Source organism: Ruegeria sp. BJ5, from assembly GCF_056537865.1.
In genome coordinates this window covers 474,987-487,505 of record NZ_JBQFSH010000002.1, presented here as the reverse complement: position 1 = coordinate 487,505, position 12,519 = coordinate 474,987, and the positions used below count along the sequence as shown (strand labels likewise).

The window sequence follows — 12,519 nt, the reverse complement described above, 5'->3', positions numbered from 1 at the left end:
TGTGCCTACACAAAGTCTTGAGTTTTTGTCATCAAAGCCGCGATTGACCATGATTGGTGGTCGTTAAGGTATCAGGGAGATATTTCGCAATGTCCGACGCGCAAAGCCGACTGGATCTGTTCATTGATCGCATGGTCTCGCAGCGGGCATGTCTGGATTTCGCGATCGCCGACACGGCAGACTTGGCCGGTCCGGTGTTCGAACTGGGTCTGGGCAACGGGCGTACCTATCATCACATGATGAACCGGGTCCGGAACCGACCCGTCTATGTGTTCGAGCGCGCTGTGGCCTCGCACCCCGATTCCACTCCGCCCGAAGATCGCCTGATCCTGGGCGACGTGCGCGAGACTCTGCCCGCCGCGCTTGATCGGTTCGGCGCAACTGCCAGCGTGATTCATGCCGATCTGGGCGGTCACAACCGCGAAAAGAACGACGCTTTCGCCCGCTTTGTGTCACCCCTGATCGAACCGCTGCTGGCCAAGGGCGGGCTGATGGTCTCGAGCGACCGGATGTATTTCGAAATGCTGACGGAACAACCCCTTCCCGAAGACGCGGTTCCGGGTCGCTGCTTCATCTATCGGCGCTGAGCGGCGTTCCGCAGGGTCACTTTGCGCGGGGACTCGATCCCGGCACGGCGGGCGGTCTAACCTTCGCGTGACGCTCACGCAAAGGACCGCCCATGCTGTTTTACGATTGCTCGACCGCCCCGAACCCGCGCCGCGCCCGCATGTTTATCGCCGAAAAGGGGCTGCAGATCGAAACCCGCGACATCTCGATAGCCAAGGGCGAGCAAATGAGCGAGGCGTTTCGCAAGGTGAACCCCCGCGCCACCATCCCGGTTCTGGTCACCGACGAGGGGACCGTTCTGACCGAGAACCTCGGCATCGCCGCCTATCTCGAGGCGCGCTTCCCCGAGCCCCCGTTGATGGGGCGGACACCGGACGAGAAAGGGCTGGTGCTGATGTGGAACGCGATCGTCGAACAGCAGGGCGGGGCGCCCATCGCCGACGCGCTGCGCAACACGCATCCGGCCTTCAAGGACCGCGCCATCCCAGGCCCGCAGAACCACGCGCAGATCCCGGAACTGGCCGAACGTGGCATCGCGCGCGTCGGAGCGTTTTTCGACCTGCTCGAAGAGCGCCTGCAAGACAGCCCCTTCATCGCGGGCGAGGCGTTCTCGCTGGCCGATATTTCGACCTTCGTGTTCGTGGATTTCGCCCGCGTCATCAAGATGCGCATCCCCGAGGGCAACACGGCAACCCGAGCCTGGTTCGACAGCGTGCAGGCGCGGCCCAGCGCCAGCGCCTGACAGCACTGTACAGAAATGTCTAGACAGAAGTGAACAGTGCCCCTAGCGTCCTTTGGGAATCGTCCAGGGGAGGTCGGGATGAAGTCGCAGTATCGCGTTGTGGTCATCGGGGGCGGCGTCGTCGGCGCCTCGGTTCTGTATCATCTGGCCAAGTTCGGCTGGTCGGATGTGGTCATGCTGGAACGCCGGCGTCTGGCGTCGGGGTCGTCATGGCATGCGGCGGGGGGCATCCACGCGCTGAACGCCGATCCGAACATGGCGGCGCTGCAGGCCTATACGATCGACCTTCTGAGCGAGATCGAGAAGGAATCGGGTCAGAATATCGGCCTGCACATGACCGGTGGTCTGACATTGGCCGGAACCCCCGAACGGTGGGAGTGGTTGCAGGCGAATTACCGCATCTTCCAGTCCATCGGCATAGACGATTGCGAATTGCTGAGCCCGGAAGAGGCGCAGAAACGTTGCCCGATCATGTCCACCGACGGCATTCTGGGCGCGATGTGGGCCGACCGCGAAGGCTATATTGATACCACGGGCACCGTGCAGGCTTATGCCACCGCAGCCAAAAAGCGCGGGGCGGAATACTACGAGGAAACCAAGGTTGAGGAACTGATCCAGACCGCCGATGGCTGGCAGGTGTTGACCGACCGGGGCACGATCACCTGCGAACATGTGGTCAACGCTGCCGGCCTGTGGGCCAAGCAGGTGGGGCGCATGGCAGGGGTCGAACTGCCGGTCTCTCCGCTGAAGCACCATTACCTGATCACCGACACGGTGCCCGAGGTCGCGGCGGCCGATTTCGAGATGCCGATGACCGTGGATCTCGAGGGCTTCACCTATATGCGGCAGGACCAGAAAGGTGTTCTGGTCGGCATCTACGAGGTCGATCACGAGCACTGGGCCATGGACGGTGCGCCGTGGAACTATGGCGAGGAGCTGTTTCAGGAACAGCTGGACCGCATCGAGAACGAACTGATGCTGGGGTTCGAACGCTATCCGGCGATCCAGAACGTGGGCATCAAGACATGGGTGAACGGCGCCTTCACCTTCTCGCCGGACGGCAACCCTCTGGTCGGTCCGGTCCCGGGCAAGCTCGGCTATTGGACCGCCTGCGCGGTGATGGCCGGGTTTCTGCAAGGCGGCGGCGTTGGCAAGACGCTGGCCGAATGGATGATCCATGGCGAGCCCGAGGCCGACGCCTGGCCGATGGACGTGGCGCGCTATGGCGACTTTGCCCGGAACAAGCGCTACATCCGCGAAACCACCGGCCAGTTCTATTCCCGCCGCTTCGTGATGACCTATCCGAACGAGCAACTGCCCGCCGGACGCCCGTTGAAAATGTCGCCGGCCCATGACGCGATGACCGAAGCGGGTTGCAAATGGGGCGTCAGTTGGGATCTCGAGGTACCGCTCTATTTCGCGCCCAAGGGGTTCGAGGAAACGCCGACCCTGAAACGCTCGAACGCCTTCGACATGGTGGCCGAGGAATGCCGCACCATCCGCGAAGGCGTGGGCCTGATGGACATCACCGGGTTCTCGCGGTTCGAAGTTTCGGGGCCGAATGCGGAAATCTGGCTTAACAAGGTGATGGCCTCGAAATTGCCGGGACCGGGCCGCGCGAAACTGGCGCCGATGCTGGGCGAGAACGGGCGGCTCAAGGGCGACCTGACGGTTCTGAACTGGGGAGACGGCACCTGGTGGATCATGGGCAGCTATTACCTGCGGGCCTGGCACATGCGCTGGTTCGACGATCACAGGATCGACGGGGTCACCGTACGCGACCTGGGCGAGGAGGTCTGCGGCTTTGCCGTGGTCGGCCCGAAATCGCAGGCGGTGGTCGAGAAGCTGGCCGAGCAGGACATTTCAACCCTGAAATTCATGGGTTGCGGTGACTATGACATCGGCCTCGTGCGCGCCCGCGTGGCCCGCATGTCGGTCACCGGCGAGAAAGGTTATGAGATCAACTGTCGCTATGGCGACCACATCGCCCTGCGCCGCGCGCTGCTCGAGGCCGGGGCCAGCGAAGGTATCCGCGAATGCGGCTTCAACGCGATGCTGTCCACGCGGCTTGAAAAAAGCTTTGGCATCTGGTCGGCCGAGTTCACCCAGGCCTACACCCCCGGCATGACCGGCATGGACCGCTGGATCGACTGGAGCAAGGATTTCATCGGCAAGGAAGCGGCACTGGCCGAGCGTGAGGGCAACGGCCCGGCACAGGTTCAGGTGACTCTCGAGGTGGACGCGCTGGATGCGGATTCCAGCGGGTACGAACCGGTCTGGGCGGGCGACCAGCGCGTGGGTTTCGTGACCTCGGGCGGGTATGGCCATTACATCGGCAAGTCGCTGGCCATGGCGCTGGTGGACCGCGACAAGGCGCAGCCGGGCACCGAACTGTCGGTGCACGTGGTTGGGGTGGAGCGGCCCGCGCGGGTGATCGCGCCGTCGCCCTATGACCCTGAGGGCAAGGCGATGCGGGGCTGATCATGGCGGCGCGGGGCAGGGATCGCCGTCGGCGGGGCCGGGGCGCGGAGGCCGCGCCCGCGAGCCGTGATGTGAACTATCGCCAGTTGCGCAACCCGTTTCCGGTGATGGAGGTCTTTCCCGCCGATCAAATCGCCGACATGCACGAAACTGCTATGCGCACGCTGGAGGAACTGGGCGTCAACGTTCTGCTGCCCGAGGCGCGGCGCCTGTTTGCCGCCGCGGGCGCGCGGGTGGATGAAAACAGCGAGATGGTGTTCATCGGTCGTGATCTGGTCGAGGCCGCGGTATCCTCGGCCCCGAAATCCATCGACTGCCGGGCCGGGGCGCGGCATCGCGACTTCACGCTGGAGCTGGGCAGTCTTGTGTTCCAGCCCGGCGCAGGGGCGCCCAATGCCACCGATCTGGAGCGCGGCCGCCGCCCGGCCAGCGGGCAGGATTACCTCGAGTTCCTGAAGCTCACCCATCATTTCGACGTGTTCCAGATGATCTCGCCGCAGGTCGAGCCGCAGGACGTGCCCACACACCTGCGCCACTATTTCACCACGCAGGCGCAGGTGGAGTTGACCGACAAGTTCCCGTTCTTCTTCTCGCGCGGGACGCCGCAGGTGATGGACTGTTTCCAGATGCTGGCCGTCGCGCGAGGCCTGTCCGACAACGAGTTCCGCGCCCGGCCGCATTGCTACACGATCATCAACACCAACAGCCCGCGCACGCTGGACATTCCGATGGCGCAGGGGCTGATCGACTTTGCCCGTCACGGGCAGATGTCGATCATCACGCCGTTCACGCTGATGGGGGCGATGGCGCCGATCACGGTCGCGGGCGCGATCACCCTCTCCCATGCCGAGGCGCTGGCGGCCCTGACGCTGACCCAACTGGCAAAACCCGGCGCGCCGGTCTGCTATGGCACCTTCACCAGCAACGTGGACATGAAATCCGGCGCCCCGGCCTTTGGCACGCCCTCGCATTTCCAGGCCTCGCTGGCGGCGGGGCAACTGGCGCGGCATCTGGGCCTGCCGTGGCGGTCGGCGGCCGGGTCGGCCTCGAACGCCAATGACGTGCAGGCCGCCAATGAAAATCAGTTCGGGCTGTGGGGTTGCCTGATGGCGGGGGCCACGGTGATCATCCATTCGGCCGGGTGGCTGGAAGGGGGGCTGACCGTGTCCTTCGAAAAGCTGGTCTGCGATGCCGAGGTGCTGAACATGGTAGCCGAGCTGTGCGCAGGGGCTCAGGCGGGTTCGGCCGAGATCGGGTTTGACACTGCGTTGCGCGAGGTCGAGCCCGGCAGCCATTTCTTCGCCGCCAGCCAGACGATGGAGCGCTACACTACCGAGTTCTACGAACCGCACCTGCATGACTATGCCAATTTCGGCACTTGGACCGAACGCGGATCGCTCGATGCGAACCATCGGGCCACCGCGGTCTGGCGGGACATTCTGAACAATTTCGAACCACCCGCGCAGGGCCAGCCCGGGCTGGACGCCATGCGTGATTTCATCGCCCTTCGAACCGCTGAGGGCGGCGCGCCGCCGGAGAGTTGAGATGAACAGCAAACCCATCCTGCATCGTGACGACCCCAAGGCCGAGCCTCTGGTCGGCAACGTCAAGGTCACGCGCGACGACTGGCTGAACGTGGCGATGGACGTGCTGATCTCGGACGGGGTCGAGCAGGTCAAGGTGCTGAACCTGGCCGAGCGCATGGCGGTGTCGCGGTCCTCGTTTTACTGGTACTTCAAGTCCCGGCAGCACCTGCTGGATGCGCTGCTGGATCGCTGGCAGGCCACCAACACCGCCGCCCTGATCGCGCAGGCCGAAGCGCCGGCCGAGACCATCACCGCCGCCGTCTGCAACGTGCATCGCTGCGTGGTCAACACCGCCTTGTTCGACACGGCGCTGGACTTTGCCGTGCGCGACTGGGCTCGGCGGTCGGGCAAGGTGCGGCGGATGCTGGACCAGTCCGATGCGCGCCGCCTGGCCGCGCTGCGAGCCATGTTCACCCGTCATGGCTATGAGGCGGTCGAGGCCGAGACCCGCGCGCGCGTGCTGTACTACATGCAGATCGGCTATGATCTGGCGCAGTTGAACGAGCCGTTGGCCACGCGCCTGTCTCTGGTGCCGCATTACCTGTACGTCTTTACCGGGGTCGAACCGCGTCCCGAGGAAATCGAGGAATTCAGCGCCTATGCCAAGCGCTGTTGGGAGGGAGGAGCGGACCATGAGCCAGCCTGACGCAATCATCATCGGAACCGGCGTGATCGGCGCGGCCATCGCGTTCGAGATGGTCAAGGCCGGCTGGAAGACTCTGTCGCTGGACCGCAACGCGCAGGTGGGGCATGGCTCGACCGCCGGGTCCTGCGCGATCATCCGGATGCATTACTCCACCTTCGACGGCACCGCCTTTGCTTGGGAGGGCTATCATTACTGGCGCGACTGGGCCGACTATCTGGGTCTGCCCAACGGGGCCGATCTGGCGCAGTTCCGCGAGACTGGGTGCCTTGTCATGAAGACCGAGGCCAACGGCCACCTGTCAAAGCACATGAAATACAGCGCCGAGTTGGATTGCCCGTTCGAGGAATGGGCAACCGAGCAGATACTCAACCGCCTGCCGATCTATTCGCTGGACAGTTTTGCCCCGGCCAAACGGATGGACGACCCAGCCTTCGGTCAGCCCAATGGCAGCAGGATGCAGGGGGCGGTGTTCTGGCCCAAGGCCGGCTATGTCACAGACCCGGCCCTGTCGGCGCAGAACCTGATGCAAGCGGCCACGCAGCGCGGCGCGCAGGTGCGGACCGGGGCCGAGGTCGTCGAAATCTTGCAGGAAGGTGGCAGAGTCAAAGGCGTCAGGCTGGCCTCGGGCGAAGAGATTTACGCGCCGGTGGTGATCAACGTGGCCGGGCCGGGATCGTCGATCATCAACCGCATGGCGGGTGTGCTGGACGACATGACCATCGAAACCCGCCCGCTGCGGCAGGAGGTGGTCCACGTTCCCGCGCCGGAAGGGTTCGATTTCGAGCGTCAGGGAACCATCGTATCGGACGGCGATATCGCCTGCTACTGCCGGCCGGAACATGGCAACCATATCCTGATCGGCTCGGAAGACCCGGACTGCGACCCGCATCAGTGGTGCGAGGACGATGTCCGCTACAACCACGACTTCACCGACCAGTGGACGACGCAGGCCATGCGATACGCGCAGCGCGTTCCCAGCCTGGGCATCCCGTCCAGAACGCGAGGTGTGGTCGATCTGTACGACGCTTCGACCGACTGGATCCCGATCTATGACAAGTCCAGCCTGCCAGGGTTTTACATGGCCTGCGGCACCAGCGGGAACCAGTACAAGAACGCGCCGATCGCGGGCAAGATGATGGCCGCGTTGGTCGAGTATTGCGAGGGCGGGGCGGATCACGACGCCCAGCCCCTGCAATTCGAGCTGCCCCATATCAAACGCACCATCGACGCGGGCTTTTACTCCCGCAGGCGCCCGATCAACGCCGAGAGCAGTTTTTCGGTCCTTGGCTAGCCATGCCGGACAAATGCGCTAGCTCTCGGGAAACACTGAGAAAGGGCGGGCGCGATGGCGGAGAATGACACCAGAGTTCTGATCTTGGGAAGTGCGCCTGCGGCGCTGGCGGCGCGGGATTGGGCGCGTGGGTCGTTCACTCATATCGTGGCCATCAACAACGCCTGGCGCATCCGCGAAGATTGGGATTTCCTGATCCATCCCGAGGATTTTCCGGCTGAGAACCGCCCCGACTGTTCGACAGCGACGCAGCGCATCGTGACGGCGCAGGATTATGTTCCGATCCAGAACGCGTATGGCGGCTTCGTCTATGCCGGTGGCACCATGGCCTTTACCGCCGGGTACTGGGCGCTGGGTGCTCTCAAACCATCGGTGATGGCCTTCTTTGGCTGCGACATGGTCTATCCGCGCTCGGGCAACACACATTTCTACGGCCAGGGAACAGCCGATCCCTTGCGCGCCGACGTCACCCTGCGCTCGCTCGAGGCGAAATCGGCACGGCTGGCGCTGCTGGCGGCGCGTCAGGATTGCAATATGGTGCGGTTGTCCTCTGGCCCCAGCCGGCTGGTCTATCCGTCCGTCTCGCATACCGGAATGACCTCCGAGGCCCTGCCGAGCACCGAACACGTCGATGCCCTGCTTCAAGCCGAGTGTGAGGTAGGTTACGTGGTGCCATCCGGCCGGTATTGGGAGGTCGAAGAGCGGTTCGATCCAGCCGTTGTCGACCGGCTGGATGCGGCTTGGCTTGCGGCCTACAAGGCCTCGGCGCTGGATCAGGCGGCCTGAGCGCGCGGCACGCGAAACAAGTCATCGACCTTTCGTCTGGCGGTCTCGGCCGCTTGTATCCGAACCGGGCCGTAACCGCGGATCTCGTCAGCGCAGGCCAGGATGCTTTGCCACGTTTCGGCATCCCGATCGCCGTACTCGGCCGCAACAAGGTCCAATAGCCCTTGGTACCAATTCAGCAGATCGCGGTGCAGGCGCGCTTCGGCGTGATAGCCGAACGGATTGAGAGCTGTTCCGCGCAGCGCCCGCATCTTTGACAGGCCCCGCAGAACCGGCTGCATCCAAGGTCCGAACGCCTTTTTCAGCGGTCGGCCCCGGACGTCCGTTCTGCGGCTCAGCAGGGGCGGGGCCATATGGAAGCGGACCGCAAAATCGCCCTCGAACTGGTTGGCCAGATCCTGCGCGAAATGGTCCGAAGTCATCAGCCGCGCGACTTCGAACTCATCCTTGTAGGCCATGAAGCGGAACAGGTTGCGAGCGACGCTGCGCAGCAGGGTCTCGTCAGCCTGCGGCAGAGCCGAGCGGAAGGTGGCGATACGATCGGCATAGGCCTGCGCGTATTTCGCGCTTTGATACTCGGTCAGGTAGGCGGTACGGCGCGCAATCATCTGATCCAGTGTTTCTTCTGAACCAACGTCGTCGGAAGGCAGCGCCAGAACGTCCGGACGAACTGCCATGTTGCGCCCGATTGCAAAAGCCAGACGGTTCTTCTCGACAGCGACGCCATTCAGCAGAATCGCCTGACCCAGCGCGACATGCGATACCGGCACAAGACCGTGCTGCCACGCAAAACCCAGCATTATCACATTGGCAAACACCGCATCACCCAGCAGGGTTTCCGCCACCGCGTTGGCGTCGAAACCGAACAGGTTTTCAGCCCCGACCACGTTCTGAATGGCCTGTTCACGGGCATTTGCCTGCAACTGAGCGTCGCGGCGCAGAACGATATCACCGGTCGGCATTTCAGCCCGGTTCAGGACCACGCGCGTACCCTTGCGGTAATGCGCCGAGGCTTTGGGGGCCGAACTGACGACGACGTCGCAACCAATCACCGCATCGGCCGCGCCCTGATCAATGCGGACCTGGTTCAGCGCGTTTGGAGTGTCTCCCAAACGGATATAGCTGAGAACGGTTCCGAATTTCTGAGCAAAGCCTGTGAAATCCAGGACCGAGGCGCCTTTCCCTTCGAGATGGGCCGCCATCGTGATCAGCGCACCAACCGTCACCACGCCTGTGCCGCCCACGCCGGTTACCAGCAACTCGAACGGTTTGTCCAGGCGGGGCAGGGTAGTGTCGGGGAGCCCGTCCTCGAGTGTTCCCAGATCCAGCTTTGTAATGCGTTTGCGGCGTTCGCCGCCTTCGATGGTCACGAAGCTGGGGCAGAATCCGTTGAGGCACGAGAAATCCTTGTTGCACGAGCTCAAATTGATCTTGCGCTTGCGGCCCAGCGGGGTTTCGCGCGGCTCGACGCTCAGGCAGTTGGATTCGACCGAGCAGTCGCCACAGCCTTCGCAGACCAGATCGTTGATCCAGACGAACCGCTTGGGGTCCTCCATCGTGCCGCGCTTGCGGCGGCGGCGTTTTTCGGTGGCGCAGGTCTGTTCGTAGATCAGAACGGTCACGCCCGGGATCTCGCGCAGTTCGCGCTGCAGGGTGTCCAGCTCCGCCCGGTTGTGGAACGTGGTTTCCGACGGGAAATCCGCGTGGTGGAACTTCGAGATGTCGTCAGACACGATGGCGATCCGCTCCACGCCCTCGGCGCGGCAGGTCTGGGCGATGCCGGCGACGCTGACCGGGCCGTCCACCGGCTGGCCGCCGGTCATGGCCACGGCGTCGTTGTAGAGGATCTTGTAGGTGATGTTGGTCCCGGCCGCGACCGCCTGTCGGATCGCCAGCGAGCCCGAGTGATACCAGGTGCCTTCGCCGAGGTTCTGGAAGATGTGCTTTCCGCCGTTGAACTTGGACGCAACCACATGCGGCACGCCTTCGCCGCCCATCTGGGCATAGCCGACGGTGTGGCGATCCATCCACGAGGCCATGACGTGGCAGCCGATGCCACTGGCCGCGATCGAATCATCGGGCACCTTGGTCGAGGTGTTGTGCGGACAGCCCGAGCAGAAATAGGGCGTGCGGGTCGCACCGGGCACGTTGATCAGTTGCGGCGGCTGGTCCGTCAGCGCCTTGGCCTTGGCGGGCAGGTCCTCTTCGGGGAAAAACCGGTGCAGGCGGTCGGCCACGATCGGCACCAGCATCAGCGGGCTAAGTTCACCCGTCCAGGGGATCAGCGGCTCGCCGTGGCTGTCGTATTTGCCCACCATCTTGTGCGGCTTGTCGCCGGGCCAGTCATAGAAATATTCCTTGAACTGGCTTTCGATGATGCCGCGCTTTTCCTCGACCACCAGAACCTCGGCTTTGCCCTTCACGAAGCGCAGCGCGTTGCGTCGGGCCAGCGGCCAGACCATGCCGACCTTGTAGATGTCGATGCCCAGACGGCGGCAGGCGGCCTCGTCCAGTCCCAGCAGGCGCAGCGCCTCCATCAGGTCCAGATGCGCCTTTCCGGTGGTGACAAAGCCGAACTTGGCGTGGTCGATGTCATAGATGCGCTGGTCGATCGGATTGGCCTCGGCAAAGGCGCGCACGGCGCGCAGCTTGTGCTGGATGCGGGTCTCGATCTCGGGCGAGGGCAGGTCGGCGGCGCGCACATGCAACCCGCCGGGGGGCAGGTCGATCTCGGGCAGGATGAACTGTCGGTCGGGGCGCAGCTCGACCGAGCGGGCGCTTTCGACGGTTTCCGAGATCGCCTTGAACCCGACCCAGGTGCCGGAAAACCGCGACAGCGCAAAGCCGTATTCGCCGAATTCCAGATACTCCTCGACCGAGGCGGGGTTCAGCGTAGGCATGAACCATGCCATGAAGGCCACGTCGGACTGGTGCGGCATGGAGGAACTGACGCAGCCGTGGTCGTCACCGGCCACGACCAGCACGCCGCCCTTGGGGGCCGAGCCATAGGCATTGCCGTGCTTCAGCGCATCGCCCGAGCGGTCGACGCCCGGCCCCTTGCCGTACCACATCGAGAAGATGCCCTCGAATTCGCACTGCGGGTCCAGAGTCGCCTGCTGCGCGCCCAGAACGGCGGTTGCGCCCAGATCCTCGTTCACGGCGGGCATGAAGGTGATGCGGTCGGATTTCAGCCGTTCGCGCGCGCGCCACAGCTCCAGGTCGAGCCCGCCCAAGGGCGATCCACGATAGCCCGAGACGAACCCGCCCGTGTTCAGCCCGGCATCGCGATCGCGCCGCGCCTGATCCATCAGGATACGCGCCAGCGCCTGTGTCCCGGTCAGGAACACGCGACCCTCGGTCTGTTCGTACCGGTCTGCGAGTTGATAAGTGCGAAGATTGCTGTCGTGGCGGCTCATGGCTTGGACCTGGATTGGCTTTGAGATGAACAACTGTAGTTCGGTACTTACGAAATGTTGTACCAATGGATCCGCGGTTCTGATAAAACTCCGATAGAATTACCCAAAAAACACGAAAAACACGAAATGGCTTACCAAATGATGCAGCTGGACGACAGGGATCGCCGGATTCTGACCCTGCTACAAAGGGACAGCCGCGTGTCGAATGCGGACCTGGCCGATGCGGTCGGGATGTCGACCTCGGCCCTTTGGAGACGGGTGCGCGCATTGGAAGAGGTCGGCATCATTGAACGCTACGGCGCAGTTGTGAACTCGGTCGCGCTGGGGTTGGGGTTCGAGGCGATCGTACATGTGCATCTGACGCGGCATGATCCCGACAAGATCGTGGAGTTCATCCGGGCAATCGAAACCTGCAAGGAAGTTCAGGAATGTTTCGCAACGACCGGTCAGGCAGACTATCACCTGCGAGTGCAGTGTTTCGATCTTGCCGCCTACAACGTCTTTTTGGAGAGGTTTCTGTTTCGTTTGCCGGCCGTGGCAAGTGCGCAGACGAATGTGGTTCTGCGCGCGGTCAAACGCAATCGTTCGGTCGAGTTCTGACTACCGCGCGACGAATTCAACCCAGGCCCAGGCCATCGCGATGTAAGTGAGGTTGTGCAGGCATTGATCCAAACCGGCGGCCCGCCAAAAGGCGGCCTGATCAGGTTGCAATTGTTTCTTGTCGGAATAGCTGGCTTTGGCGAAATCGATATTGAAATGCACAATCCACTCAAGCGCACCAATGATCAGAATGAACGAAAGCGGCGCGCCGAATATCAGGAAAACCACGACTGAACCCACAACATGCACCGCAGCATGCTGCGCGCGCCCGACATGCAGGTACTCCCCCCGCCCAGACAGCATCTTGGGCGTTTGGAGGTAGAAATCGGCAAACATGTGTTTGATCTGCAGTGCACACAGCAGAAGCAACACAGTGCCAAGTGTAGCAGGCAAAAACTACCCTC

General features: G+C 63.2%; 10 protein-coding genes. 8 read left to right on the top strand and 2 right to left on the bottom strand.

The annotated features are described in order from the left end of the window. Positions 1-89: 89 nt before the first annotated feature. From ACR0NY_RS09905 to ACR0NY_RS09875, 7 genes are all read left to right on the top strand, one after another. Positions 90-587 (top strand): class I SAM-dependent methyltransferase, encoded by a 498-nt coding sequence (locus tag ACR0NY_RS09905; protein ID WP_170339829.1) that lies wholly within the window; start codon positions 90-92, stop codon positions 585-587. Between the two features lie 92 nt (positions 588-679). Next, on the top strand, positions 680-1,309 hold the full coding sequence (locus tag ACR0NY_RS09900; RefSeq protein WP_170339831.1) for a glutathione S-transferase family protein: 630 nt from the start codon (positions 680-682) through the stop codon (positions 1,307-1,309). Positions 1,310-1,387: 78 nt separating this feature from the next. Then, on the top strand, positions 1,388-3,790 hold the full coding sequence (locus tag ACR0NY_RS09895; protein ID WP_170339832.1) for a GcvT family protein: 2,403 nt from the start codon (positions 1,388-1,390) through the stop codon (positions 3,788-3,790). Positions 3,791-3,792: 2 nt separating this feature from the next. Next, positions 3,793-5,334: a trimethylamine methyltransferase family protein gene (locus tag ACR0NY_RS09890; RefSeq protein WP_170339834.1), complete on the top strand. Its 1,542-nt coding sequence runs from the start codon at positions 3,793-3,795 to the stop codon at positions 5,332-5,334. Position 5,335: 1 nt separating this feature from the next. Continuing rightward, on the top strand, positions 5,336-6,022 hold the full coding sequence (locus ACR0NY_RS09885) for a TetR/AcrR family transcriptional regulator (protein WP_170339836.1): 687 nt from the start codon (positions 5,336-5,338) through the stop codon (positions 6,020-6,022). Then, positions 6,009-7,313, top strand: a complete 1,305-nt coding sequence (locus ACR0NY_RS09880; RefSeq protein WP_170367867.1) for an NAD(P)/FAD-dependent oxidoreductase — start codon at positions 6,009-6,011, stop codon at positions 7,311-7,313. The genes ACR0NY_RS09885 and ACR0NY_RS09880 overlap by 14 nt, the downstream gene beginning before the upstream one ends. Positions 7,314-7,367: 54 nt before the next feature. Beyond that, entirely contained in the window at positions 7,368-8,099 is a 732-nt protein-coding gene (locus ACR0NY_RS09875; RefSeq protein ID WP_170367869.1) for a hypothetical protein, read from the top strand. Here ACR0NY_RS09875 and ACR0NY_RS09870 read toward each other — a convergent pair. Then, positions 8,087-11,515 (bottom strand): indolepyruvate ferredoxin oxidoreductase family protein, encoded by a 3,429-nt coding sequence (locus tag ACR0NY_RS09870; protein WP_170367871.1) that lies wholly within the window; start codon positions 11,513-11,515, stop codon positions 8,087-8,089. The two genes, ACR0NY_RS09875 and ACR0NY_RS09870, sit on opposite strands and share 13 nt — an antisense overlap. A 138-nt stretch (positions 11,516-11,653) precedes the next feature. Between ACR0NY_RS09870 and ACR0NY_RS09865 the strand changes: the two genes are divergently transcribed. Next, complete coding sequence (locus ACR0NY_RS09865; RefSeq protein WP_254432876.1) at positions 11,654-12,115, top strand: Lrp/AsnC family transcriptional regulator; 462 nt, start codon at positions 11,654-11,656, stop codon at positions 12,113-12,115. On the opposite strand, the gene ACR0NY_RS09860 is transcribed toward ACR0NY_RS09865, so the two are convergent. After that, positions 12,116-12,508, bottom strand: a complete 393-nt coding sequence (locus tag ACR0NY_RS09860; RefSeq protein ID WP_093964572.1) for a DUF3307 domain-containing protein — start codon at positions 12,506-12,508, stop codon at positions 12,116-12,118. Between the last annotated feature and the right edge of the window lie 11 nt (positions 12,509-12,519).